Source organism: Planotetraspora kaengkrachanensis (genome assembly GCF_016862895.1).
GTDB lineage: Bacteria > Actinomycetota > Actinomycetes > Streptosporangiales > Streptosporangiaceae > Planotetraspora > Planotetraspora kaengkrachanensis.
The window spans coordinates 376,307-400,637 of record NZ_BONV01000001.1; the positions used below are offsets into that span (position 1 = coordinate 376,307).

General features: G+C 69.4%; 23 protein-coding genes. 11 read left to right on the top strand and 12 right to left on the bottom strand.

Annotated features, from left to right (window positions below):
* Positions 1 to 239: 239 nt before the first annotated feature.
* Together Pka01_RS41485 and Pka01_RS01735 are read right to left on the bottom strand one after the other, a co-directional pair.
* Positions 240 to 758, bottom strand: coding sequence for an HIT family protein (locus Pka01_RS41485; RefSeq protein WP_373318084.1), 519 nt, complete (start codon positions 756 to 758; stop codon positions 240 to 242).
* A 234-nt stretch (positions 759 to 992) separates the two neighbouring features.
* A complete protein-coding gene (locus Pka01_RS01735) occupies positions 993 to 1,961 on the bottom strand; it encodes a threonine ammonia-lyase (protein ID WP_203880713.1) in 969 nt (322 codons plus the stop codon).
* A gap of 67 nt (positions 1,962 to 2,028) precedes the next feature.
* Between Pka01_RS01735 and Pka01_RS01740 the strand changes: the two genes are divergently transcribed.
* From Pka01_RS01740 to Pka01_RS01750, 3 genes are all read left to right on the top strand, one after another.
* Positions 2,029 to 3,720: a hypothetical protein gene (locus Pka01_RS01740; protein WP_203880714.1), complete on the top strand. Its 1,692-nt coding sequence runs from the start codon at positions 2,029 to 2,031 to the stop codon at positions 3,718 to 3,720.
* Between the two features lie 215 nt (positions 3,721 to 3,935).
* The gene (locus Pka01_RS01745) at positions 3,936 to 5,006 is read left to right on the top strand and encodes a M48 family metalloprotease (RefSeq protein WP_203880715.1); all 1,071 of its coding nucleotides are present in this window, start codon (positions 3,936 to 3,938) and stop codon (positions 5,004 to 5,006) included.
* A gap of 204 nt (positions 5,007 to 5,210) precedes the next feature.
* On the top strand, positions 5,211 to 5,852 hold the full coding sequence (locus tag Pka01_RS01750; protein WP_203880716.1) for a GNAT family N-acetyltransferase: 642 nt from the start codon (positions 5,211 to 5,213) through the stop codon (positions 5,850 to 5,852).
* A 74-nt stretch (positions 5,853 to 5,926) separates the two neighbouring features.
* Here the strand turns inward: Pka01_RS01750 and Pka01_RS01755 are convergent, their stop codons facing one another.
* Together Pka01_RS01755 and Pka01_RS01760 are read right to left on the bottom strand one after the other, a co-directional pair.
* Positions 5,927 to 6,376, bottom strand: coding sequence for an MFS transporter (locus tag Pka01_RS01755; RefSeq protein WP_203880942.1), 450 nt, complete (start codon positions 6,374 to 6,376; stop codon positions 5,927 to 5,929).
* Between the two features lie 47 nt (positions 6,377 to 6,423).
* Positions 6,424 to 7,023, bottom strand: coding sequence for a TetR/AcrR family transcriptional regulator (locus Pka01_RS01760; protein WP_203880717.1), 600 nt, complete (start codon positions 7,021 to 7,023; stop codon positions 6,424 to 6,426).
* A 129-nt stretch (positions 7,024 to 7,152) separates the two neighbouring features.
* Here Pka01_RS01760 and Pka01_RS01765 point away from each other — a divergent pair, with 129 nt between their 5' ends.
* Positions 7,153 to 7,539 (top strand): nuclear transport factor 2 family protein, encoded by a 387-nt coding sequence (locus Pka01_RS01765; RefSeq protein ID WP_203880718.1) that lies wholly within the window; start codon positions 7,153 to 7,155, stop codon positions 7,537 to 7,539.
* 70 nt (positions 7,540 to 7,609) lie between these two features.
* Here the strand turns inward: Pka01_RS01765 and Pka01_RS01770 are convergent, their stop codons facing one another.
* Positions 7,610 to 8,911, bottom strand: a complete 1,302-nt coding sequence (locus tag Pka01_RS01770) for an alpha/beta hydrolase (protein WP_203880719.1) — start codon at positions 8,909 to 8,911, stop codon at positions 7,610 to 7,612.
* Between the two features lie 55 nt (positions 8,912 to 8,966).
* Here Pka01_RS01770 and Pka01_RS01775 point away from each other — a divergent pair, with 55 nt between their 5' ends.
* The 3 genes from Pka01_RS01775 to Pka01_RS01785 all read left to right on the top strand — a co-directional run bounded on the left by Pka01_RS01775 (position 8,967) and on the right by Pka01_RS01785 (position 10,960).
* On the top strand, positions 8,967 to 9,512 hold the full coding sequence (locus Pka01_RS01775) for a helix-turn-helix domain-containing protein (protein WP_239114640.1): 546 nt from the start codon (positions 8,967 to 8,969) through the stop codon (positions 9,510 to 9,512).
* 264 nt (positions 9,513 to 9,776) lie between these two features.
* The gene (locus Pka01_RS01780; RefSeq protein ID WP_203880721.1) at positions 9,777 to 10,214 is read left to right on the top strand and encodes an ester cyclase; all 438 of its coding nucleotides are present in this window, start codon (positions 9,777 to 9,779) and stop codon (positions 10,212 to 10,214) included.
* Between the two features lie 35 nt (positions 10,215 to 10,249).
* A complete protein-coding gene (locus Pka01_RS01785) occupies positions 10,250 to 10,960 on the top strand; it encodes an alpha/beta fold hydrolase (protein WP_203880722.1) in 711 nt (236 codons plus the stop codon).
* A gap of 83 nt (positions 10,961 to 11,043) precedes the next feature.
* Here Pka01_RS01785 and Pka01_RS01790 read toward each other — a convergent pair whose 3' ends face one another.
* The 3 genes from Pka01_RS01790 to Pka01_RS01800 form a co-directional block, all read right to left on the bottom strand.
* The gene (locus Pka01_RS01790) at positions 11,044 to 12,543 is read right to left on the bottom strand and encodes a hypothetical protein (protein WP_203880966.1); all 1,500 of its coding nucleotides are present in this window, start codon (positions 12,541 to 12,543) and stop codon (positions 11,044 to 11,046) included.
* 178 nt (positions 12,544 to 12,721) lie between these two features.
* Positions 12,722 to 15,787 (bottom strand): bifunctional [glutamine synthetase] adenylyltransferase/[glutamine synthetase]-adenylyl-L-tyrosine phosphorylase, encoded by a 3,066-nt coding sequence (locus Pka01_RS01795; RefSeq protein WP_373318085.1) that lies wholly within the window; start codon positions 15,785 to 15,787, stop codon positions 12,722 to 12,724.
* A 196-nt stretch (positions 15,788 to 15,983) separates the two neighbouring features.
* Positions 15,984 to 16,760, bottom strand: a complete 777-nt coding sequence (locus Pka01_RS01800) for a type 1 glutamine amidotransferase (RefSeq protein WP_203880723.1) — start codon at positions 16,758 to 16,760, stop codon at positions 15,984 to 15,986.
* A 67-nt stretch (positions 16,761 to 16,827) separates the two neighbouring features.
* On the opposite strand from Pka01_RS01800, the gene Pka01_RS01805 reads away from it, so the two are divergent.
* Positions 16,828 to 17,694, top strand: a complete 867-nt coding sequence (locus Pka01_RS01805) for an alpha/beta hydrolase (RefSeq protein WP_203880724.1) — start codon at positions 16,828 to 16,830, stop codon at positions 17,692 to 17,694.
* A 190-nt stretch (positions 17,695 to 17,884) separates the two neighbouring features.
* On the opposite strand, the gene Pka01_RS01810 is transcribed toward Pka01_RS01805, so the two are convergent.
* Both Pka01_RS01810 and Pka01_RS41105 read right to left on the bottom strand, forming a co-directional pair.
* Positions 17,885 to 18,673: a hypothetical protein gene (locus Pka01_RS01810; protein ID WP_203880725.1), complete on the bottom strand. Its 789-nt coding sequence runs from the start codon at positions 18,671 to 18,673 to the stop codon at positions 17,885 to 17,887.
* A 231-nt stretch (positions 18,674 to 18,904) separates the two neighbouring features.
* On the bottom strand, positions 18,905 to 19,027 hold the full coding sequence (locus tag Pka01_RS41105) for a hypothetical protein (protein ID WP_275414414.1): 123 nt from the start codon (positions 19,025 to 19,027) through the stop codon (positions 18,905 to 18,907).
* Positions 19,028 to 19,179: 152 nt separating this feature from the next.
* Between Pka01_RS41105 and Pka01_RS01815 the strand changes: the two genes are divergently transcribed.
* Entirely contained in the window at positions 19,180 to 19,977 is a 798-nt protein-coding gene (locus Pka01_RS01815) for a maleylpyruvate isomerase N-terminal domain-containing protein (protein ID WP_203880726.1), read from the top strand.
* A 550-nt stretch (positions 19,978 to 20,527) separates the two neighbouring features.
* On the opposite strand, the gene Pka01_RS01820 is transcribed toward Pka01_RS01815, so the two are convergent.
* Complete coding sequence (locus Pka01_RS01820) at positions 20,528 to 21,088, bottom strand: hypothetical protein (protein WP_203880727.1); 561 nt, start codon at positions 21,086 to 21,088, stop codon at positions 20,528 to 20,530.
* Positions 21,089 to 21,377: 289 nt separating this feature from the next.
* Here Pka01_RS01820 and Pka01_RS01825 point away from each other — a divergent pair, with 289 nt between their 5' ends.
* Entirely contained in the window at positions 21,378 to 21,809 is a 432-nt protein-coding gene (locus tag Pka01_RS01825) for a hypothetical protein (RefSeq protein WP_203880728.1), read from the top strand.
* A 225-nt stretch (positions 21,810 to 22,034) separates the two neighbouring features.
* Positions 22,035 to 22,787, top strand: coding sequence for a tyrosine-type recombinase/integrase (locus tag Pka01_RS01830; protein WP_275414419.1), 753 nt, complete (start codon positions 22,035 to 22,037; stop codon positions 22,785 to 22,787).
* A gap of 74 nt (positions 22,788 to 22,861) precedes the next feature.
* Here the strand turns inward: Pka01_RS01830 and glnA2 are convergent, their stop codons facing one another.
* Positions 22,862 to 24,223 carry a gamma-glutamylpolyamine synthetase GlnA2 gene (gene glnA2 / locus Pka01_RS01835; RefSeq protein WP_203880944.1) on the bottom strand — a complete coding sequence of 454 codons (1,362 nt, stop codon included), beginning with the start codon at positions 24,221 to 24,223 and terminating at the stop codon, positions 22,862 to 22,864.
* Between the last annotated feature and the right edge of the window lie 108 nt (positions 24,224 to 24,331).

Genomic DNA, 24,331 nt, shown 5'->3' on the forward strand with positions numbered 1-24,331 from the left:
ATGTTCCGATCATCGTAGCCTTGGCATGCCGGTCCGATGCGAGGCCAAGGCGATACCCGTAGAGATCTGGATCTGGGCCCGTCTGCGGGCCGCCTGGGAGCGACCGACGATGACGGACGACGATGACGGACGACGACCAGAGGTGGCGGCTGGGAGTCGAGGTCAGCGCGATGAGCATGAAGTTGCCACAGGTCCCTGGAGATCGCCCCCTGAAGGGGATGGCCCGACTGGCCTTCTGACTATCGATTGGTGAGCGCCCTGCGGAGTTGTGCAGCCTGCTGCGCTCGGACCTCGAAGGGAATCTCCATCTTGTCGGGGTCCGCGAGGATGAATTCGTCGTCGGGAGAACGAGGGATCGCATGGACATGTAAATGTGAAAGCGTCTGGCCTGGGATGTTGTCATTTTGTAGAACCATGCTCCCGGGTGCTCCAAACGCCTCCCGCACGGCGGCGGTCACTTGAGCGACAACATCGAACAACTCGGTCAAAAGATCGCGAGGGGCTGCGTGGAGACTCGTCACGTGCGCAGTCGGAAGCACGAGACAGTGACCGAGGTTCTTTGCTCGTTGCCAGGGGACAGGGAGAACGAAGACGTTGGCTGTGCGATAGGCGAGGAGCTCACCATCTACATCACCGGCACCGATAAGACAGAAGGGGCATGAGTTCATCCGCTGGATTTTCGGCCCCATCGGACTGACGTGTCCACCTAGATATCTGATGGGTCGATGGCGTGGGGCGGGAAAATGGTCGTAGAGCATCGGCTATGCCTGACCCGGGCGACGTGGGAGCAGCACCACACTGTCCCCGTCAGCATTGAATGGCTTGCACCCTGCTTGCCCTTTCTGGGCATCGATGCGTACGCGTGTCGCTGAACGAGGGCGTGTGCCCTCAGCAAGCACTTCAGGGTTCCGCCCTGGGTAGGCCCAGGATCCCCGCTTCACGTCCGGCTGCGACCGTTGGCGTCCCAGCACCGTGGGGGGGGTGACACACGTTCAGGGAGCCGCACCGACCCAGCGGCGATAGGCATCCATGTCGACGTTGCCGCCGCACACGATGGTGACCACGTGTCGTCCGGCGAAGCGGTCACGGTCTTCGAGGATCGCCGCGATGCCGAGCGCTGCCGACGGTTCGACGACGAGGCCGGCGTGGTCGAAGAGCATCCGCATACCGGCGATGATCGACGCCTCCTGGACCAGGACGGCGTCGTCGGCGACCAGGAGGAGGTCCTTGAGGACCGCCGGGATGGGACGCCGGCCGGCGACGCCGTCAGCGATGGTGTCGGTCGAGTCGGTGGTGACGACGCGCCGTTGGCGCCACGAGCGTGTCATCGCCGGTGCGCCCAGCGGCTGGACGCAGATCACCTCGACTTCGGGCGCCCAGGTCTTGACCACATGACCCACGCCGGTGGCCAGCGCCCCGCCCCCGAGAGCGATCAAGACGGCGTCGAACGACGGCACGGTGCGCACCAGTTCCAGGCCGATGGTCGCCGCTCCCTCGCAGGTCTCGATGTCCAGGCTGTCTTCGACCAGCCGGATGCCGTCGTACCGCGCGATGGCCGCCGCCCGCTCGCGAGCCATGTCGAAGTCCCCGTCCACCAGCTCCAACCTGGCGCCCAGCGCGCGGATGCGATCAAGCTTGGCCGCAGGCGCGGAGCGGGATGCCACGACGGTGACGTCGAGACCCCGACCGCGACCGGACCAGGCGAGGGCTTGGCCCAGGTTGCCCGCGCTGGCGCACACCACGGCTCGCGAGCCACTGTCGGCGAGCAGGCTCGCGACCACCTCGGTGCCGCGGGCCTTGAAGCTGCGGACCGGGTTCGCCGTCTCAAGCTTGATGCTCACCGCGCACCCGAGGTCGGCCTCCAGCGCCTCGCAGCGGTACAGCGGAGTATCGAGAAAGATCGGGTCGATGACCCGGCGAGCCGCCCGGATCCGAGCGGTGTCGAGGCGCGTCTCCTGCACGACGCAACAGCGTAGGGGCGAGTTATTTCGATTGACACCGGAGAGGGGCGGTCTGGAGGCTGGACCGGTGTTCGACGATCTGCCGGTGGGCGTGCGCGCGGCCTTCGGGGCATCCTCCGGGCCGGCGCGGCGGCTACCCGGAGGACGTGGCACCTGCTGGCAGGCGGATGGTCTGGTCTTCAAGCCCGTCCAGCATCCGGTCGTGGCGTCGTGGCTGGCGGACGTATTCGCCGACCTGCGCGGTCCGGGTTTCCGGGTGCCGCAGCCGGTGCGCGGGACGGACGGCTCATGGGTCGTCGGCGGGTGGGCGGCGTGGACCGCGGTCGAGGGCGTGCCGGACCCAGTGGCTCGGTGGCCGGAACTCGTCGCGGCCGGCCGGGCTTTCCACGCGGCCCTGGTCGGTGTCCCGGCGCCCGCATGGCTGGGACGCGGCCGATCCCGCTGGGAGGTGGCCGAGCGGGTCGCGTGGGATCAGGCCGAGGTCGAGCCGCCGCCGGAGCTGGCGGATCTGGTGAACGGGTTGCGGGCCGCCCTCCGGCCGCTGCGGTTGCCCAACCAGCTCGTGCACGGTGACCTCGCGGGCAATGTGTTGTTCGCGGCCGGGCGGCCGCCGGCGGTCATCGACTTCTCACCGAGTTGGCGGCCCGCGGCGTACGCGTTGGCGGTCGCCGCCGTGGACCTGCTGGCCTGGTCCGGCGCACCGCCCAGCATCCTCGACGAACTCGCCGACGAGGACGACATCGACCAACTGTTGCTGCGCGCCTTGATATGGCGCCTGGTCACCGAGTCGCTCGGGCGGCCCGACCCGGACAGCAGGCAGGCGGTCCGCCGCGCCAACCAATCGGTGGTCGAACTGCTGCTGTCGCGCGTGTCCGGCCGGCCCGCGACCACCGCGCCGTCGACCGACAGTGAGATCGCCGAATTGGCCGGCCGCGCACTCGGCTGCAGGATCGCCGGGCTGCGGCCGGTCTCGGGCGGGCACAGCAGGTCTGTGTCACGGATCGCCGACCGTGCTGGGGACGGTCCGGTGTTCGTCAAAGTCGGCGCAATCGCCGAGCGCGCCGAAGTCGGCACGGAGCTGGCGGTGTACGGAGCACTGGGCGACCGGCCGTTCCTGCCGCGACTGCTGGCGAGCACGCGCGAACCGGTGCCGATGCTCGTACTGGAAATGCTGGAGCCGGAGTACTGGGTCCGCGAGTGGACCCCCGGCCTTGTCTCGGCCACCCGCAAGCTCCTCCACGACGTGCACCTGCTGCCCGTGCCGCCCGGTGTGCCGGTGTTGCGGGCGACGCCCAACCCCTGGGACGCCATCGCCGCCGACCCGGCACGCCTGCTGCGTATGCACGTGTGCTCCCCGCGATGGCTGGCCGACCACCTCGACACGCTGCACGACGCCGCCGCCGAGGCACCCACTGAAGGGGACAGCCTGATCCACCGCGATGTACGCGCCGCGAACCTGTGGTGCCGCGACGGCCGCCTGGTGCTGGCCGACTGGGCGTCGGCGGCGATCGGCGATCCCTGGCTCGACCACCACCTGTGGCTCGTCGCCCTGCACGCCGAAGGCGGCCCCACGCCGGACACCGACCAGGGACCGAACGCCGCCGGCCATGCAGCCCTGATCGCCGCTCAGCAACCCCTGCTCACGCCGGCGCGCGACGCAGATCCGTCACTGTTCGACCAGCGCCGACGCCGCCTCACCGTCGCCCTGTCTTGGGCGAGCCGCCTCCTGGACATTCCGCCCCCGCAGCCGACGTCCTGACACGCGACGCCTCTCCCGAATTTCCGCTCCCTTCTCCTACGGCGTCAGCAGACCAGGCGGTTCAGGCTCTGCTCTCGACGCGGGGAAATCTCTGCTTGATAATCCGCACAATGATCACCCCTCCGGCCACGTCCGAATCCGGTACCGGCTTCGCCCGACGGGACGCCCGCAAGCGATTCACCCGTCTGAGAGGCCGTCGACTTGACCGGCCGGGCTTGGGAACCGCCCGGGTGCTCACCTACCTGCTGTCGGCCGCCATCCAGGCGATCCCCGCCGCCCTCATGGCCGCCGCCGTCGTCATCGTGGTCAGCTCGTACGACAACGTCTTGGCCTGGCTTTGCGGCTGCGGCCTCGCCGCCGTCGCAATCTGGTCACGGCCGAGGGCGGTCCGGCTCCCGGACGGCGCCGAGGGGGTCACCAGAACGGAGGCACCTGCCCTGTTCGAAGCCGTCGACCGGATCGCCCACGCGGTCGGAGCGGTTCCCCCGGCCACCATCTACCTGCACGACCAACTCTTCAGTTGCACCCACTTACGTGTCGGCGCGCGACGACGGCCCGCGCTGCTCATCGGCCTGCCACTTCTGCTCGCCCTCTCACCGCGTGAGCGAGCGGGCATGCTGGGCGTCGCATGCGCCGAGGACGTCGGCCACGATCCCGCCCGCGGCCTGCTCGTGCGTTCGGCACTCCTCACTGCCGGCGAGTGGCGCAACGCCCTCCTGAACGTGCGGGTCCAGCGGTACAACGGGTACGGCGACCCGGTCGTGGAGTTGTTCGGCCACCCGTTCCCCTCGGAACGGTCGGCCTCCCAGGTCATAGGGAAGATCATGGGAGCGGCGCTGGGCTCGCCGCTGTTCCTTGCCGAGTTCGCGTTGACCCGACTGGTGTCCAGCCAGTCGCAGGTTGCCCGTTACTACGCCGACCAGGTGGCCGCACGGGCCGTGTCGACGCCCGCCGTCGTCCACTACATCGACACCCTCATGATGGCCGAAAGCCGATTCACGCCCATCCTTTCAGCGGCTCGGCGGGGAGAGACTATCGACGAAATCCGGCGCACCGTACTGCGGTCCAGAGAGGTCGATCACGAAGCGGTGACCGCGCAACGGGAGGCTTCCCTGGCGCAGCGGAGCTGGCGGGATTTGGAGCCGCCCCTCGCGCTGCGGGCTGCCCTTCTGGAAGCGGGCGACACGGAGGAGGGCTCCTCTGGAGTCGACGAGGCCGAGTCCGAAGCGATCGACAGAGAGCTCTCACGCCACCTCGCCCGCGCCGTTCGGGCGCTCACCCTGTAAACGACGTCCAGCATGCGCCACCAGCCGGGACGCCCGTGCCCATCCAGGAGGACGCCCTCTGGTGACGAGCGTTCCGGACGGCACCTTCACCATCGCGGGTGAGAGCGTGTCCCGGCCCGGTTTCGGCACCATGCGGTGTCGATGACACCGCTGCCTCAGCAAATCAGTAGCGCGGCGGTGGGCGTGCTCGTCAGGATCGCGTCCATGCTTGCTGATCTGTGGCCCCAGTACGGTCTGACCATCTTCACGCCCCGACTCGAGCTTCGCCTGCCCCGGGAAGAGGAACTGGCCGAGCTCGCTCACCTCGCCGGCAGGGGCGTGCATCGCGCGAACGAACGTCCGTTCCTGACGCCCTGGACCGACGGCAGCCCACAGGACCGGGCTCGGTTCGTGCTGCAGGCACATTGGGGCCAGCTTGGAGGCTGGAGTGCGACAGCATGGCGGCTCGGGCTGGGGGTCTTTCGGGCCGGAGACCCGCTTGGCGTGGTCACGCTTCGAGCGCGCGACTACCCCGTAGTTCGGGAGGTCACGACATCCGCGTGGCTGGGGATCGAACACCAGGGCAAGGGCTATGGGACCGAGGCCCGGATCGGCCTGCTGACACTGGCCTTCGATCACCTCGACGCACGTGCCGCGCTCACCGAGGTGTTCCAGGACAACCATGCCTCTCAGGGCGTTTCCCGCAAGCTCGGTTATGAGTGGGACGGCATCTCAGTCGATGCCCGCGGCGACGAAGCCGTCGTATCGGACCGCCTGCGGCTGACTCGGGAGAGGTGGATTCAGGAGAAGCGTGCCCCGGTGCGGGTGGACGGGATGGCGTCTTGCCGGCCTCTGTTCGGCCTCTAAGAGGCTGACCGGCGCGGGGAAGCGCCTCGCGGGGAACGGCCGGCGCCGGGGTGGCGGTCAGGGCGGGGTGGCGGTCAGGGCGGGGTGATGCGCGGCGCGACCGCCGCGGCCTCCGCGCCGAGCAGCATCCCGGCCGCCTGCAGGCTGAACGCGCTGATCAGCCAGCGCCCCCGGTTCCGGGTCGGCAGGATCTCGGCCAAATACCCGGCCGCGATCGGATAGTCCAGCCCGATCGCCACCCCCAGCACGAACCGGAACGCGATCAGCGACCAGATGTCCCAGGCCAGCGCGCAGAACACGGAGAACACCACGAACAGCCGCAGGTCGATGCGGAAGATGCGGCTGCGCCCGAACCGGTCGCCGAGCGGCCCGAGCAGGCCCGCCCCTACGATCGCCGCAGCCGAGACCAGTCCCTTCTGCGCCGGGGTCACGAAGAAGTTCTGCGAGATCAGCGGGTTCGCCACGCCGATGATGAAGAAATCGAACCCGTCCAGCAGGATGCCCAGCGCCGCGAGCAGCCAGATGCGTTAGCGGACAATGGGTGATCAGAGACCGGCCGGCCCGCGTACGGTCACGCGGCCGATCCGGCGGCGCCGGCGAACCCGACGAGCAGGCCCTCGAGCTGGGCGCGCAGTTCGGCCGCGGTGATCTGGGGATCGAGCAGCGCACTGACGCACTGACGGCGCAGAGCGCGATTGAGTGCGACCGCGGACTCGTCGCCGATGCCCGGGTGGACGATCCGAATGGTGTCGACCAGACCGATGATCTCGGTCTCGAGCGCCTCGTCGAGGAGGGAGCGGAACGTGTCGACGCCGAGATGGGTGGCGGCGAGCACCGAGGGGGTGACGAAGGCGCCCGCGGCTGCGGTCAGCGAGTCCAGGCTGGCCGCGAGGTAGGCACGCGGATCGGTCTGGGCCAGGTGCCCGTGCCGGGCACGGAACGTCGTGCAGAGCCGCTCGAGGTTGGCCGGCGACAGCCCGAAGAGCAGGAGTTCCCGCTTGTTCGGGAAGTAGTGGTACAGCCCGCCGACCGACATCCGCGCGGCCCGCGCCGCCCGTGCCATGGTGATCTCCTTGACACCGTATGCGCTGATCAGCGGTGCCACCGCCAGGAAGATCTCCTGCTGACGCGCGACTCGATCCTCGGCCGGCCGCCCGGGTTTTCCGAACATGGCGACTGCTTCCTTCCGACAATCCCGAGGCCACTTGTGCGCCCTGACGGCGATCTGAAGACTTCTTGTGACGGTTCGCCGGGCCCATCCACCGTCGTCGCTTCAGCCCGTTTCTCTTGGGGGACAGCCATGACCGAAAACAACGTCGAGATTATCAGGCGGCTCTACGACGCCTTCGAGACGCAAGACTTCAACGTGATCGCCGAGCTCTTCGACCCCGAGGTCGAGATCTACCAGTCGGAGCTGCTGCCCTGGGGCGGGAACTACAAGGGGCACGACGGAGCGGTCACCTTCTTCACCGGGCTTCTCCAGCACATCGACTCCAAGGTGACCCTCGAGCGGTTCATCGAGGCCGGGGATCACGTCGTCGAGGTCGGCCGTACCGCCGGCACGACCAGGAGCGGCTCCGCTCCCTTCGACGTCCCCGAGGTCCACGTGTGGCGGGTGCGCGACGGCAAGATCGTCCGGATGGAGTCCTATGTCGACGTTCCGCTCATGCTCGAGGCGCTGAGCTGACTCGAGGTCGGATCCGGCGCGGGGTGCGGACATCCCGCGCCGGTTCTTCGTCCATGGGGACGCCCCGGGGTCAGCGCGTGACGAGAGAGGCGAGCCGGGTGAGCATCCCTCGCCGGGGAGCCAGCCAGCCGGCGATGTCGGCGACCACGGCCGGGTCGACGTGCTGGGGTGACTCGTAGTCCGAGGGCGTGGACGGGCCCGAGCCGGCGAAGAACATGTGGTCGTCGGCGTCGTGGACGCGGATCGTGACGTCCGGCCGGTGAGCGAGCCCCGCCCGCCACCGCGAGAGATCGTCGGCGACGGTCACCTGGTAGTCGCGGCCGCCCTGGAGGATGAGCATGGGCTTGTCGAGCGCGGCGGCGGTCGCGACGGGGTCGTAGCCACGAAGATCCAGATGGTAGGCGGCCGTGAAGCCGAACAGCAGCTCCGTGGCGGGCGTGTCAGGCGACAGGTCGGGGCTGCCGGTCATCGCGGCCTGGCGTGTGATCATCTCGACGGCGGCCTGCGTCGCGGGGCCCGGGTTCAGCGAGGCGAGGTGGCGGACGACGCGGACCGCGGCCTGGGGCATCGGCTCAGCGTCCGCGGCCAGGAGCACCAGGCCGGCGACGGACGGTTCGGCGGCGGCCACACGCGGCGCGACCTTGCCGCCCGCGCTGTGGCCGGCCACGTATACCCGCGCGGCGTCGACGGCCGGATGGTCCTGCAACAGGTGGACGGCGGCCACCGCGTGCGGGACGTACTCGTCGCCGATGGTGAAGCCCGCCCGTGCGGCCACCTGGTCGGCGTGGGCGTGGGTCACCTTGTCGAAGCGCAGCACCGCCACGCCTCGACCGGCCAGCCCCCAGGCCAGGTCCTTGAGCGGCTTGTTGGGGCCGCTGGTGGCGTCCCGGTCGAACGGCCCGCCGCCGCTGAGCAGCACCACGCCGGGCCGGGGGCCGCGCCCGCGCGGCACGCTCATCGTCCCGGGTACGGCCAGGGCGCCGGAGCCCACGGTGACTTCGTGCTCGTCGAACCTCCTCCTGCGGGTGTGGGGCGGCGGGGTCCAAGGCGTGGTGAGCGCGGGGGCGAGTTGCAGCCCCTGCAGCAACCCGTCCGCGTCGACCGACATGACCAGCGTGAGCCCACCCCGCTCGTACGTCAGCGGGAGGCTGATCCGGACCGGTCCCCCTTTGGGCGGCTCGGTGATCGGGGCACCGACCGCGGTGATCGACCCCATCGTGGACAGCTGGGCCTCCCAGGCGACCCGGACCGTCTCCGCGGACACCACCGCACGCAGTGGTGGAGCGAACAACTCCTCGATGTCCTCGAAGCGCCCGCTCTGCGCCATCTCGACGACCGTCGCGGCAACCGCCGTCGGGGCTCTTTCCACCATCCACAACCTTTCTCACTTTTTGCGAACCGTAGCACGGTATGAGAATGTTGTGCTCGTGGAAGGTTTGGAGCTGCTGGCCCACCCGGTGCGGCTGCGCATCGTGCACGCCATGCGCGGGGGGCGGGAGCTCACCACCGCCCAGCTGTGCGACCGGATCCCCGACGCCTCGAAGGCCATGGTGTATCGGCACGTCGACGTCCTCACGACGGGCGGAATCCTGGAGGTGGCCGGCGAGAGGCGCGTACGCGGCGCGGTGGAACGCCGGTACCGGCTCCGCCTCGACCGGATCGTCGTCGACGCCGACGCGGTCGCGACGCTGTCGCCCGACGACCATCGGCGCGTGTTCGCCACGTCGATGGCCGTCCTCGCCGCCGAGTTCAACGCCTACCTCGACCGGGAGAGCTCCGACCCGGCGGCGGACCTCGTCGGCTACCGGCAGCACGCCGTCTGGCTCAGCCGCGGCGAACTGGAACAGATGATCATCAACCTGCGACGTGTGCTGCTGCCCCTGCTGGCCAACCAGCCCGCGCCGGATCGCGCGCAATATCTGCTCAGCCCGGTTTTCTTTCCGATCGAACAACCGCCCGCCGAATCCGATTGAGGGCCTCGGTCACGTCCGGCGGCAGTGCCGGCACAAGCGGGCCGAGGTGCGCGGAGGAGATGTGACCGGCATGACCGATGAGAAGAACGGGACGCCTTCCTTGGCGTGCGCCTAACGCCGCCATAATCAGCGGATGACTCCCCGCTGATTAGCATAATTTTGTCATTTATGTTCGATCCGGGCGCTTATCGGGCGCTGGGGCAGCGCCGATCTCGATCCGATCGATGGGCGCCGGCGGCCCCCGACACCGGCCAGGTGCATTCGATGTCTACTTACTGGGATCTCAAACACCGTCTGGGCAAGGCGATCAACGCGCACGACCTGCAGGCGGTTCTCGACTGCTACTGCCCGAACGCCGTCTACGTGACGCCGTCAGGCGTGGCGGAAGGGCACGAGCAGATCGCCTGGATCTACGAGCAGTTGTTCAGGAGCTTCCCCGACATCCACCTCACGCCGTGGTTCGAGCTCGGTGACTGTGAGAATCCCGCGGTCACGGAGTGGACCATGACCGGAACGCACACCGGGCCCCTACTCCTGCCGGACGGGCGTGAGCTGCAGGGAACAGGCCGGAAGATCAGCCTCCGCGCCACCTGCTCCACCTTCGTCGGGGACGGCAAGATCAAGACTCATCGCGAGTACTTCGACCAACTGGAGCTCTACAGCCAGCTCGGTCTGCGCCTGTCGGAGCAGGCCTCCGCGTAGGCCACGCGGGTCACTCGACCGGTCATGAGGGGCGCATGGCGACGTACGTGCTGATACACGGCGCGTGGCTCGGAGGGTGGAGCTGGGATCGTGTGCGGCCCGCGCTCGAGGGGGCAGGGCATCGGGTGTTCGCGCCCACCCTGGCCGGCATGGCGGAACGCCGGCACCTGGCCGTCCCCGACCTGGGCCTGTCCGTCCACATCCGCGAGATCGTGGAGCTCTTGGAACACCAGGACGTGACGGACGTGATCCTGGTGGGGCACAGCTACGGAGGCATGGTCATCGCCGGAACGGCCGGGCTCGTCCCCGGGCGCATCGGGCGGCTGTGCTACGTCGACGGCCTCCTGCCACGGTCGGGCCAGTCGGCGTTCGACCTGGTCCCCCTCATGAGAGAGCACTTCGGCCGGTCACCACCGAGCCTGCCCTGGATGGCCTCACCCGTGGATCCGGCCCTCTTCGGCATGGACGGAGAAACCGATCGCCGGTGGGTGGCGGATCGGGTCACTCCCGTGCCGAGGCGCACCGTCGAGGAGCCGCTGCCCGCCGTCGACGACGACGCGCGTGAGTCCATTCCCTCGACCTACGTGCACTTCGCGGGTTTCCCGTTCCTCGAGGAGACCGCCGAGGTGGCCGGCCGCCGAGGTATGCGGGTGATCACGCTGGACGGCGTGGGCCACCTGGCGATGGTGACCCACCCCGAGGTCCTGGCCCGGGAACTCCTGGCCCTTGCCGGTCCGCCCGCGTAGGCGCCCAGACGGAAGGCCGGTCGCGGGTCCCGCGCATGACGGCCGCCCCGTACGGGGAGGGCGGCCGCCTGGCGCGATGGCTCCTACTGCTTGGTGACGGCGCCGCTGACGCGGGACTTGAGACCGGTGACCCGCCGGAACATGTCCCACCAGAAGGGGGCTCCGAACAGGACCGCCACCAGGGTGAGGAGGAAGCCGGGCCAGTGGCCCGGCGACGACAGCCGGTCCCACCAGCCGCCGCCGTGCCATTCCCACTGCGGGCCGGCGTCGCCGCTGCTCATGGTCACGCTCACGGGCGCGTTCGCGAAGATCTTGACGAAGGCCGGCGTGCTCAGCACCTCCGTCACGCACGTGTAGGTGTCCTGGCCGGGCGCGCACTGGTCCTGGAAGGGCTTGAGCGCCTCCTCCCCCGACTGGGCGAAGGCCGTGACCGCGCTCCGGTAGGCGTTGTCGTTGAGCAGCGTCTTGCCGTACTCGAGGGCGTCCATGCTGAACACGAGCGTCACGACCAGCGACAGCAGCGCGACGACCCAGCGGACGTACCGCTTGTAGAGCATGGACAGCCGCTGCATCTCGCCGTCGAACCACTCCTCGACCCCGCGGCGGAAGGCCTCCATGTCCGCGTCGGCCTTGTCCCAGACGGCCTTGAGCGGACGGTAGATCGGGCTCTTGAGCTGGTCGAGGTCGCGCATCAGCGGCTCGACGCCGCCGTGCTCGGTGGCGATCTCCATGAGCGCCACGGCGAAGCGCGCCGGCGGGATGTCGGCGATGCTGGTCTTGCCGCGCCTGGAGTGGTCGATCTCCTGGAGTCGCTCATGGAGCAACTCGGCCATCGACTTGCCCTGCCCGGGCGCCGCCACCTGCGCGGCGGCGACGCTCTCCCCCGCCTCCGTGCTCGGCTCGGCGGCCGCGGCGGCGGTCTCCTCCGGCTGCGCGATCGGCCCGGCGACGCTCTCCCCCGCCTGCGCGGCGGGCGCCCGCTCCTCGTCGTCGGCCTGGTCGGCCCCGTGCGCGGGGTCCGCCGGGTCGATCTCGGCGGTGACGACCCCGTCGCCGGTGCCGTCGGCCGGCAGCACCTGCCCGGTGGCCGCGCTCTCGGGCGGAGCCGCGCCCGCCGGCGCTCCCGCGGGGACGGGGTCCGACTGAACGGCCTGCGCCGCCGCGACCGAGTCGGGGGCGGCGGCGAGTGGTGGGCTCTGGGACGGCGCAGGCAACGGGCTGAAGGCGGGCCTAGGGTCCGCGCCGAAAGGCAGCTTGGCGAACACGCCGAGCACGGTGGCGGGCAGCCGGGACCGTCCCTCCTCCGACGGCGGCAGCAGGTCCATGAGCGGGGCCCGCAGCCTACGCCCGAGCCCCTTCAGCATGTCGAGCAGCCGTTCCAGCATCCGGATGAAGAACGAGGGCCTTTCCCCGGTCTCAGCGCCGTCGAGCGTGTCGCGAAGGTATGCCCATAAGAACTTGCTGCGAATTCCGAGCAGCCTGACGATGCCCTCGTTGAGTCCGCTGACCAGCAACGACAACAACAGGAAGGCGAGAATGAGACCGATTGCCAGGTCTACGTAATACGAGATCAATAAAATCACCCGCACCGTTGATACACCGTGGCAACCTCTGGGCGCAACGCTTCAGATAATCACGATCTGACCCCTGAGCACCGGTGGCCCCGGCGGTTCAGCGCATATATGACAGATCGTCCCGCGGGCCCACGAACACCGCATGACAATTGCCAGAAAAATGCGTATTGAAGAAAGGCCGACCCGTTCAGTCTTCGTACAGCAGGCGTTCCGCGACGGCCCGCGCCCTCCGCGTGGCCCTGCGGTAATCCTCGATGAGGTCCTCGGATCCGTCAGGCGGGTACCCGAGCGCCCGGGAGATAAGGACGCGCTCCTTCACCGCTCCGGGAATGCTGTCGGCGGCCCGGCCGCGCACCAGCATGATGGCGTCGCGGACACGCGAGGCGAACCGCCACGCCTCCGCGAGCACGGCTTCGTCCGCCTGCTCCAGCAGGCCCTCCGCGGCAGCGGCGCGCAGGGCGTCGAGGGTCCGCGTCGTCCGCAGGGCCGGTACGGCTCCCGCGTGCCTGAGCTGGATGAGCTGGGCCACCCACTCGACGTCGCTGAGCCCGCCCCTGCCGAGCTTGGTGTGGAGGGTCGGGTCGGCTCCCCGGGGCAGCCGCTCGGCCTCCATCCGGGCCTTGAGCTTGCGCATCTCCCTGACGGCCTCCACCGAGATGCCTTCAGGCGAATACCGCATCGGGTCGATGAGATCCATGAACTCGGCGCCGAGCCCGGCGTCTCCGGCGCAGAATCTGGCCCGCATGAGCGCCTGCGCCTCCCAGTGAGACGACCAGCGCTCGTAGTAGGCGCGGTAGGAGGCGATCGTGCGGACGAGCGGCCCCTGCCGTCCCTCCGGGCGGAGCCCCGCGTCGATCTGCAGCGGCGGGTCGGGGGCGGGCTGGGCGAGCAGCTTGCGCATCTCCTCGGCCACCGTCTGGGCCGCGACCGCGGCGTCCCTTTCCGGGACCCCCGGAAGCGGGGCGTGGACGAACATGACGTCGGCGTCGCTGGCGTAGGAGCTCTCCAGGCCGCCCAGCCGGCCCATCGCGATGACGGACAGCCGGGTGGGGAAGTCCTCCCGCCTGCCCTGGCAGACCTTGTTGATGGTCGCGTCCAGGGCGGCCTGGATGGTCACGTCGTTGAGCGACGACAGCGCCCCGCCGACCTCCTCGATGTCGATCAGCCCGAACAGGTCGGCGCACGCCGTACGCAACAGCTCCTTGCGGCGCAGCGCCCGGATGGCGGTGACGGCGGTCTCCGCATCGGCGCCGTGGCGGTTGACGGCGGACGCCGCCTCCCCCGCCAGCGTCGACGCGGGCCGTACGGCGAGCTCGCTCGTCTCGCCGAGCATCCCGACCGCTTCCGGGGCGTGGAGCAGCATGCCGGTAACGTAGCGGCTGGTGCCGAGCACCCGGGCCAGCCGCTCCGCGACGGCGGTCTCGTCCCGGAGCAGCCGCAGGTACCAGGGCGTGCTCCCGAGCTTGTCGCTGACCTGGCGGAAGCCGAGCAGGCCGGCGTCCGGGTCGGGGGCGTCGGCGAACCAGCCCAGCATGACCGGCAGCAGCGTGCGCTGGATGGCCGCGCGCCTGGACACCCCGCTGGTCAGGCCGGCGATGTGGCGCAGCGCGCCGTCCGGATCCGCGTAGCCGAGCGCTTCGAGCCTGGCCTTCGCGGCGGCGGCGGAAAGACGGGTCTCGGACTCCGGCAGCCGGGCGACCGCCTGCAGGAGCGGGCGGTAGAACAACTTCTCGTGCAGCCGCCGCACCTCGAGCGCGTGCCGCTTCCAGGTCGTGGTGAACTCCCCGACCGGGTCGGTGGTCATGCCGAGGCCGCGGCCGATCCTGCGCAGATCGGCGGTGTCGGAGGGCACCACGTGCGTACGGCGCAGCCGGTAGAGCTGGATCATGTGCTCGACCTGGCGGAGGAACGTGTACGCCTCGGCCAGGGCCTTGGCGTCGTCCCTGCCGACGAATCCGCCCCTGGACAGGGCGGCCAGGGCCGACAACGTCGCGCGGCGGCGAAGAAGGGGCTCCGAACGGCCGTGCACGAGCTGGAGCAGCTGCACGGCGAACTCGATGTCCCGCAGGCCTCCCGGCCCCAGCTTGATCTGCCGCTCCGCCTCGCTCGCCCGGACGTGGGCCTCGACGCGGCGGCGCATCGCCTGGACGTCCTCGACGAAGTGGGGGCGGGCGGCGGCCTGCCAGACCATCTCGTTGACGGCCGCGACGTACGCCTGTCCCAGTTCCAGGTCACCCGCGATCGGCCTGGCCTTGAGCAAGGCCTGGAACTCCCAGGTCTTGGCCCATCGGCGGTAGTACGTGAGGTGGCTGTCGAGGGTCCGCACGAGGGGGCCCATCTTCCCCTCGGGCCGGAGTCCGGCGTCCACCTCCCACAGGGAGCCTTCGGGCGTGCTGGTCGAGCAGGCCTTCATCATCGCCTGGGCGAGCCGGGTGGCCGTCTGCAGCGCCTTGGTCTCGTCGACGCCGTCCTTGGGTTCCGCCACGAACACGACGTCCACGTCGGAGATGTAGTTCAGCTCGCGTGCGCCGCACTTGCCCATCCCGATCACGGCAAGCCGCACGTCGCCTGAGTCGGGGGTCTCCGCCCTCGCGATGGCGAGGGCGGCGTCGATGGCCGCGCCGGCCAGGTCGGCGAGCGTGGCCGCGGTCTCGGCGAGCGTCGCGTCGCCTGCCACGTCCCGTGCGGCGATGTGCAGGACCCTGCTGCGGTAGGCCACGCGCAGCGCGTCCAGGGCGGCGCCCCTGCCTCCCGCGCCAGTCCCGGGCGCCGGCTGCGGCGACCCGTCCGCGACCGGCTGCGGCGGCCCGTCCGCGACCGGCTCCGCGTCCTCCGGGTCGGCGCCGACGGCGAGCAGCAGGTCCTCCCGCAGCTCCCGGTCCGTGGGCCGTCCCACGGCCTGGACGAACTGCAGGCAGTCGGGATGCCGGACGACGTGGTCGCCGAGGGCGGCGCTCAGCCCGAGGACGCCGAACAGTCTGCGGCGCAGCACCGGGTCGTCCCTGAACGTGCCGAGCACGCTCGGGTCGCGCTCGGCGAGACGGGAGACCGAGCCCAGCGCGAGGTCGGGATCGGCCGCGGCGACGAGATCGTCGAGCAGGTCGAAGTCGCCCACGGCCTCGGGGCCGAGCGCGTCGAGCAGCCGCTCGGCCCGGGCACCGTCGGCGAAGCCGAGGGCGGCCAGGCGGCCGGCTGTGGTCTGGATCCGGGGCGCCGTGGTAACCGTTCCTTCCTCGACGCCGGCGTCGATCACGCCGGCCTCCCGCGGTGGGCTTTCCCCGTAACGGTACACATGGGATGAAAGCCTCCTCGCCTGGATCGGTCGCACACGCGCCGCGCACACGGTAACCCGCGAGGTGGTACGCCGTCCTTAGCGGTTTCTCAGCGTAATCAGCCCATCACGCGGATTGCACGCGCACTCGGCGCGTGTTCCCCGCGACGCGCTCCGCTCACAACGAGGGCGCCGCGTCGGCACGCGCGTCCGTGACGGCACCCGCTGCGGTGACGGCGCGAGCTTCGGTGGCGGACCGCTGGAAGATCTGCGCGGCGAACGCCTCGGCGAGCGGCCGCCAGGTCGCGCGCAGCTCCTCCTCGCCCTGTCCCACCTGGGCGTTCAGCTCGCCGACCTGGGAGTCGGGCAGGCCGCCCCCGCTGGTCCAGGACTCGAACACGCCCGCCGTGGCCTCCGGGTGGAACTGCACGGCCCACGCGCTCGCTCCCAGCCGGTAGGCCTGGTTGGGGTACTGGCCGCCGGTGGCCAGCCGTACCGCGCCGGGAGGCAGCGCTGTCATCGCGTCGTAGTGGTACTGCACCGCACGCAGGGGCCGGGCGGGAAGCGCGGAGAACAGGGGGTCGTCCCCGGCCTCGGGAAGCGCCACCACGTCGCACAGGCCGATCTCGAGACCGGCGTCGCCCCGCTCGACCGTGCCGCCGCACGCGATGGTCATGAGCTGGGCGCCCAGGCAGATGCCGAGGGTCGGCACGCCGTCCTCGACCGAGCGGGCGAGCAGCGCCCTCGTGGCCGGCAGCCAGCCGTACCCCTCGTCGTCCCACGCGGACGCCTCGCCGCCGAGGACGACCAGCCCGCGATCGGCGGTCTCCGGGACCGGGTCGCCCTTGTACGGCCGGACCACCTCGCAGTCGACTCCGGCGTCACGCAACCAGCCGGCGAAGAAGCCGAGACCCGCCTCGGCCTCGTGTTCGATCACAGTGACTCGTTCCCGCATGAGGCGAGCTTAGAGACAGTGCCCGGGGCACGACACTCCGGGAACGGCCTGCCGTAAAGTCCGAATCATGAAATTTGATGACGTGGCTGTTCCGGGAGGCCACCTGCGGATCGCCAGGTTCGGCGAGGGACCGCGCCTGATCATCGCCGCACACGGCATCAGCGCCTCCCTGATGGCCTGGCGCACGGTGGCCGACGCGCTTCCGCCCGAGTGGTCCCTCATCGCTCCCGACCTGCGCGGGCGCGGTCACAGCACGGACGTGCCCGGCCCGTACGGCCTGCCCCGGCACGCCGAGGACCTCGAGCTGATCGCCCAGCACGTGGGGGCCGACGAGACGAGCGTGCTCACCGGTCACTCGATGGGGGCGTACATCGCCGCGCTGCACGGCGCGCGGCGCCGCTACGCCCGGGTCGTGCTGGTCGACGGCGGGCTGCCACTGCCCCTTCCCCCCGGCGTGGACCCTGACGCGGCGCTGGAGGCCGCCCTCGGCCCCGCCCTCGCACGGCTCAGGCTGACCTATCCGAGCGTCGACGCCTATCTCGACTTCTTCCGCGCTCATCCCGCGTTCGCCGGCCACTGGACGCCCGACGTGGAGGAGTACGTCCGCTACGACGCCGACGGCGACGGCCTCGGCGGCGCCGTACGTTCGCGGGCGCGTGAGGACGCGGTACGGCACGACGGCCGCTGGCTCCGGACCGAGGTCGACATGATCGGGTCGGCGCTCGATGCGATCGAGTCGCCGCTGACCCTCCTGCGCGCGCCCCGGGACCTGCTGAACGAGGAGGGGGGCCTGCTTCCCGACGACATCACCGCCACATGGATGGAGAGGCTCCCCCGGATGCGGCACGAGCTCGTCGAGGACTGCAACCACTACACGATCATCTTCGAACCGCGGCGCGCGGCGGTGGTGGCCGACCACCTCACCACCGACTGAGCCGCGACCCCTCGCGCATGATCACGAACGACGAAGGCGCAGGCCGGACGGCCTGCGCCAGAAGTCGTGCATGATCACGCGCAGTGGAGGTGCAGGTCACACGGCTTGCGCCCGAACCTGTGCATGATCACGGGCGGAGAAGGGCGGGGCCGCGCCGCCCGCGCCCGAACCTGTGCATGATCACGGGGGGTCAGGGGCGGGGGGTGATCCAGGTCGCCTTGGCCGCCGCCACCAGGGTGCCGTCCACCTCGTAGACCGCGCTCACTCCGTGAAGCTTGCGGCCCTCGCGCCCGATCGCCCGGGCCACGACGGAATAGCTGCCGAGGGGGTACACCCGGCGGAACACCTGACCGGTCAGCCGGCCGAGCAGCGCCGAGCCCGCCGGCACGGAATCCGTCCCGGGCTCCTCGGAGGAGCCGTACTGGACCCAGCCGGTGGCGCAGTCGAGAGCGGACCAGATGATCGAGTCGGGGACGACCCCGTGCTCGTCGGTCACGCCCACCGGAACACGCCACCCGGCGGCGACGAGATCGGTTCCCTCGACCGGCCCGGGGAAGATCCTCAGCCCGTCGCCCGGCTCACGCAGGCCGCACGCGAAGCAGCCCGCGATGGGGTGCCGGTGCCGGCCGCGGAACCCGTCCTCCGCCCGCGCGGCGTCGTTGAAGGGCACGAACGGCGGCGGCGTGAGCGCGTCCGCCGAACCGCTTCCCGCGCCGTGGCCGAGCGCGACCGGGATGGCCTCCACCAGGTGCTGGTCGCCGAGGTTCAGCGTGACGGCGTTGCCGACGTGCTCGATCGTGACCTCGGTCTCGAGCGGGACCGGTTTGTGCAGGGTGACCTCCACCGCCGAGGCATGCCCACCACCGGTGAGCGAACTCGCCAGAGTCCCCGCGATCCACCCGCCGTTGGCGATGCCCTCAGGTCCTCGGAACCGCTCCGGCACGGACAACACTGTCCGCAGCCCCGCAGCTGCCGTCATTAGGCCGCACTCTCCCCACATAAGTCTTATTACGGTCCATCCGCATCATGCATAACAAACGACCACATTTTACTCTTCCGTCTGCGCACAGCAGATCAGCGGGGGATGTCCCGGGTGTTAGCAGACTGTGACGATGCGGTGACGACTCGGCACCGGCGCACGCCCGATGCGGGAACGACGGGAGTCACGGGACGCGCGTGGCCGCCCGCCCGGAAAGGCGAGGAACGCGGACTACAGGACGGGCAGGTGACGGCCGAGTTCACGCTCGGGCACCTGGCCGCGGTACTCCGCCCACTCGGCCCGCTTGTTGCGGAGGGACAAACCATACATGATCAGGACTTCGTAGCTGATCACAGACGGCCACCATTCCTATGAGACTGACCGTGGGTGACGCACGGTCGGCGGTGGAGAGGTCCTTCATCGTTTCTCCGTGATGGTGCGGGTCCGCCTGCGGCGGCTGTGAAAATCGCTGTCCAATTGTTGGAAGGCGGTGATAGAGAGTCCGGGTGACAACGACCCTTGAGTTCCCCGCTCTGCTGCGATTGATCGACGAACGGTCGACTGCCTTCCGCGCCGCGGTCGCCTCCGCGCGCAGCCTCGACGTACAGGTGCCGACCTGCCCCGAGTGGACGCTGTTCGATCTGGCGCAGCACATCGGCGAGGGGCGCCGCGACTGGGCCGCCACCGTCGCCGCAGGGCCTGCTCCGGCCAAGTCCGCAGCGGAGGGCGCCCCGGCTGCGCCTCGGGAGCGCGAGGCGCTGCTGGCCTGGTTGGCGGAGTCCACGGAGCAACTGCTTGACGCATTGCGGAAGGCCGGCCCGGATCGCGGTTGCTGGACGTGGTGGGGGACATCGCAGTCGCCGCAGACCTCCGGTGCCGTAGCTCGGCACCAGCTCCTGCAGTTCGCGGTGCACACGTACGACGCCCAGATCACCGTGGGTGCCCCGCAGCCGCTGCCGGACGAGGTGGCGCTCGACGGTGTCGACGAGTTCCTGTCCACCTGCGTCGCAACGACGAGTGCCTGGCCGCACAAGCCCGCTGCTGTCGACTTCCACGCCTCCGAGGGCCGCTCCTGGCGCCTCTTGCTCTCCGCCGACGGCGCACGGACCACCCGTCTTCCCGGGCTCGGCACCATATCGGCCACCGCTGCCGGCCAGGACCCGGACGCGGCCGCCGCCTCCGCTCGGGGCACGGCCAGCGAGCTGGTCCTCATCCTGCACGACCGTATCCCGATCAACTCCCTGAAGCTCGACGGCGACCGACGTCTCTTCGAGCAGCTCAGCGCCTGGGACCCGGATGAGTAGGACGTGACGATGCGCCACCTCGTAAGCCCCGGGGCATGCCTCCCGCCAACGGCTACAGCCACGGCTCCGCCGACGGCTGTTCTGGCGCTACACACTGGTCTGGCACCAGCGGTGAGCGGCCGCGCGGGCCGATGATGTCTGCGGCCGTAGCCCAGCGCGACGGAAAGGGCACGGCGGGCCATGGACGCCTTCTTCAACGACGACTCGTGTGCCCCGGATGTGCCTTGATCTTCGATGGTGCGGAACCGTCCCTTCCGACGAGCCTTCCTCGATCACCGGGGAACGCTCGCCGGAAACGTGTTTCAGCAGGTCAGAGCACCGGAAGGTAGCGGCCGAGCTCGTACTCGGTCACCTGGCGGCGGTACTCCGCCCACTCGGCCCGCTTGTTGCGGAGGGACTAATCACGCCGGGCCGCTGCCTGCGGCGAAAGCCTGAACCACCGCGATGACCTGCAAAGGCTATCTCGGTGGTTCTCAACATTTCGTAGCTGATCACGGTGTCGTGTGCCCTCGGTGTGCCCTCCGGACCACCCGGGCAGCCAAGCTGCCGGTCATAGCCGACGTTCAAGTGACGAGCGAGGCGGTGTCCATTCGATCTTGTCTGCCTCGGCTGGATCTGGAAAGACCATCACAGATTCGTCGAATCGATGCCATTCAAGCGATCCGTTGTCGAGCTCGTAGATCTCGGCCGCGATGACAAGGATCGTCGCGCGGCCGATCGAGAGTGTGACCTCGGCGAGCATTCCCCGTTCGTGTCGCACTGTCACCGCATCGATCCGGCCCACTGGGAGGCTGAGTTCGGACTCCCGATAGATGCCGGTCCACTCTTGCGCATGTGGGTGTGCTGACCCTGCGACGCGTAGACCAAAACAATCATCGTTCTGATACGTATCGATGGTTCGATGGTCGCCACCGGCAAGAGTCACTTGCAGTCGCAGCAGCTGGAGACACGACACGTCAGGGTCAGAGAACTCTGGTCCGTCTGACGTGCCTTCGCGGATGGCCATCTCAACGCCTCTCCACCTCTCGACGGCGCGTCCGGCAAGAGTCTCGAACTCGGCTGTCTGCTCGGTCAGCCAAGCAATCGGCCGTTCTGAGAAGGCGTCAGGCATGCAGCCAGTATCGGGGGCGCCGGGTCACGTCCCGCCGATTCGGATGTTGAAGCGGAACTCTGACCGCCGTTCAGCCGACCTGGGCGTTCAGCTCTCTGCGCTGGTCGAGCGGCCTTCCGGGCCTCACGTCGGCAGTCATTCGTTGCCGACGTTTCACGATGTTGGCACGCCACCATCCGACGGTTCTGTGGGAGCTGGCGGGCGCGTCCCGCCGGCCACCCGGCCTACTCCTGACCGTAGAGGTAGCGCCTGTGGCGTGGTGGGCATCGACCGTTGTAGGGTGCGCGCCGTGGGATACCTGGTGTGGCCTTCAGGCCGTCTGAACCTCCCGGAGTCGGACGACGTCGCTGCGGTCGCCGCTGTCAAAGCCGCCATGGCTGTACGAGATGGTTGGTTCAAACCGGATGCGTCTTCTTCAAATGAGACACTGGCCGACATGGCGGAGTGGGCCGGGGCCTCGGTCATCCGCGACGGGGACTGGATCGAGTTTGGTTACGACGACGGGGGTGACCCCAAGTGGTCGGATCAGGCGACGGCCTTCTACGTCGCGATTGCGCCGTTCGTTCGCTCGGGAATCGTTCAGATCGAGGGCGAGGACGGTTTCGGTTGGTCATACACCTACGCTGACGGGCAGATCACCCAACAGGGTTGGAACGGTTGGGATGGGTCCATCGAGCCGTTCGGCGAGAACGTGAGTCTCCCTCCCCTGGACCACCCATAAGCGCGGCTCCCTCACCGGCTGCCAGGGCTTCGGAGAGCGGATCTCCTCGTCGGGCAGTCGTAGACCGTCCAGCCTCCCCGGAAGTGGGGGTACGCCTTTTTGCAGCTCAATCGCGCCAAGACCTCGGCTTTTGTGGAGCCAGCCGCACACTCTCCCATCCCGTCTGCCATCGACCCACCGCGCAGCGGCAGCGGGCCGGCGACAGAGGTGCAAGCCCGGCTTGACGTGTCCCTTCGCCTTGGCACCTTCCACGGCCCTTGGACGCCAACGGTCACAGCCGGGCTTGCGGCGGCGGAGACGGGCTGCTGGGCTCGCCTGGGTCGATGGCAGGCGGGGTGGGCACCCATCGGTGCCGGCTGCGGGCTCCGGCAAGGGGAAATCTTCGGCCTACCGCTCGATGAGGTGGACTTTGACGAGGGCTGGATGCGTGTTGCCTACCAGGTCAAGCTCATCAATGGTCGCCTCGTGTTCGCTCCGCCTAAGCGAGAGAAGGAACGAGACGTACCGCTGCCGGCGCGAGTAGCGGAGGCCCTGAAGACGCACGCCGACCTGTTCCCGCCCGTCAAGGTCACTCTTCCTTGGCGTACGCCGGACGGCCCTCCGCTGACCAAACTGCTATTTTTCTCCAGGAACGGCGGAGGCCCAGTACGCCGAAGCGACTTCAACGTCTTCGCCTGGAAGCCCGCTCTGGTAGCCGCTGGTGTCATTCCCGAGCCGATCAAGGGTGAACGGCACCAAGCGGCCCGGGAACACGGCATGCATGCCCTCAGGCACTTTTACGCTTCGGTGCTGCTTGATGCCGGCGAGAACATCAAGGCCCTGAGTCAGTACCTCGGGCACAGCGACCCCGGCTTTACGCTCAGGGTCTACACGCACCTCATGCCGAGCAGCGAGGGACGCACGCGGCGGGCCGTGGACGGAGCATACGAGGCCATGGGGCCTAAGTCTGACGGCCCAGAGACGGCCCAGGAGCGATGAAACGGCGCGGGATCAGCGGTTGTGCACCGCTGGTCCGTAGCCCATATACCGCGAGAAACCTCTCTGACCTGCGATTACAGCACGGGCAGGTAGCGGCCGAGTTCGTACTCGGTCACCTGGCGGCGGTACTCCGCCCACTCGGCCCGCTTGTTGCGGAGGAAGAAGTCGAAGACGTGCTCCCCCAGCGTCTCGGCGACCAGTTCGCTGTGCTCCATCACCGTGATCGCCTCGTCGAGCGACTGCGGCAGCGGCTGGATGCCGAGGGCCCGCCGCTCCCCGCTGGTCAGCGCCCAGACGTCGTCCTCGGCGCCGGGAGGCATCTCGTAGCCCTCCTCGATGCCCTTCAGCCCGGCCGCAAGGATCACGGCGAACGCCAGGTAGGGGTTGCACGAGGAGTCGAGCGAGCGGAACTCGATCCGGGTCGAGCCGCCCTTGTGGGGCTTGTACATCGGCACCCGGACCAGGGCCGAGCGGTTGTTGTGCCCCCAGCAGACGTACGAGGGCGCCTCGCCGCCCGCGCCCGCGATGGCCTCCGCGCCGCCCCAGAGCCTCTTGTAGGAGTTGACCCACTGGTTGCAGACGGCCGTGACCTCGGGGGCGTGCTTGAGCAACCCGCCGATGAACGACCGGCCGATCTTGGAGAGCTGGTAGTCGGCGCCCGGCTCGTAGAAGGCGTTGCGGTCGCCCTCGAAGAGCGACATGTGCGTGTGCATGCCCGAGCCGGGGAACTCGGTGAACGGCTTCGGCATGAATGAGGCCCACACGCCCTGCTCCAGCGCGACCTCCTTCATGACCAGGCGGAAGGTCATGATGTTGTCGGCGGTCGTGAGCGCGTCGGCGTAGCGCAGGTCGATCTCCTGCTGGCCGGGGGCGCCCTCGTGGTGGCTGAACTCCACCGAGATCCCCATCGACTCCAGCATCATGATCGCGTGGCGGCGGAAGTCGTGCCCGGCGCTGTGCGGGGTGTGGTCGAAGTAGCCGCCCTCGTCGATCGGCTGCGGCTTGCCGCCCTTCTCCGGCCGGTCGCGCAGCAGGAAGAACTCGACCTCGGGATGCGTGTAGAACGTGAAGCCCATGTCCGCCGCCTTGGCCAGCGTGCGCTTGAGCACCCAGCGGGGGTCGGCGTGGGACGGCGAGCCGTCCGGCATGAGGATGTCGCAGAACATGCGCGCCGTGCCCGGGGACTCGCTGCGCCAGGGCAGGACCTGGAACGTGGACGGGTCGGGCTTGGCCAGCATGTCGGATTCGTAGACCCGGGAGAAGCCCTCGATCGCCGAGCCGTCGAAACCGATGCCCTCGGCGAAGGCGCCCTCCAGCTCGGCCGGGGCGATCGCGACCGATTTCAGGAAGCCGAGCACATCCGAGAACCACAGCCGAATGAATCGGATATCGCGCTCTTCGAGCGTGCGGAGGACGAACTCCTGCTGGCGGTCCAAGGCATACCTCTCGAAACACATGTCGGGTCGACTACCAGTGTGCCTCGTATGTGTTTCACAGGCGTTACGAGGGATTGTGAGCGGGCCGTCCCGCCAAGTGCGGGCGGG

Coding starts and splice junctions, on each gene's coding strand:
- Pka01_RS41485 (WP_373318084.1), bottom strand. CDS start 758: ATGCTCTACGACCATTTTCCCGCCCCACGCCATCGACCCATCAGATAT.
- Pka01_RS01750 (WP_203880716.1), top strand. CDS start 5,211: ATGCTTGCTGATCTGTGGCCCCAGTACGGTCTGACCATCTTCACGCCC.
- Pka01_RS01760 (WP_203880717.1), bottom strand. CDS start 7,023: ATGTTCGGAAAACCCGGGCGGCCGGCCGAGGATCGAGTCGCGCGTCAG.
- Pka01_RS01765 (WP_203880718.1), top strand. CDS start 7,153: ATGACCGAAAACAACGTCGAGATTATCAGGCGGCTCTACGACGCCTTC.
- Pka01_RS01770 (WP_203880719.1), bottom strand. CDS start 8,911: ATGGTGGAAAGAGCCCCGACGGCGGTTGCCGCGACGGTCGTCGAGATG.
- Pka01_RS01780 (WP_203880721.1), top strand. CDS start 9,777: ATGTCTACTTACTGGGATCTCAAACACCGTCTGGGCAAGGCGATCAAC.
- Pka01_RS01785 (WP_203880722.1), top strand. CDS start 10,250: ATGGCGACGTACGTGCTGATACACGGCGCGTGGCTCGGAGGGTGGAGC.
- Pka01_RS01800 (WP_203880723.1), bottom strand. CDS start 16,760: ATGCGGGAACGAGTCACTGTGATCGAACACGAGGCCGAGGCGGGTCTC.
- Pka01_RS01805 (WP_203880724.1), top strand. CDS start 16,828: ATGAAATTTGATGACGTGGCTGTTCCGGGAGGCCACCTGCGGATCGCC.
- Pka01_RS01810 (WP_203880725.1), bottom strand. CDS start 18,673: ATGACGGCAGCTGCGGGGCTGCGGACAGTGTTGTCCGTGCCGGAGCGG.
- Pka01_RS01820 (WP_203880727.1), bottom strand. CDS start 21,088: ATGCCTGACGCCTTCTCAGAACGGCCGATTGCTTGGCTGACCGAGCAG.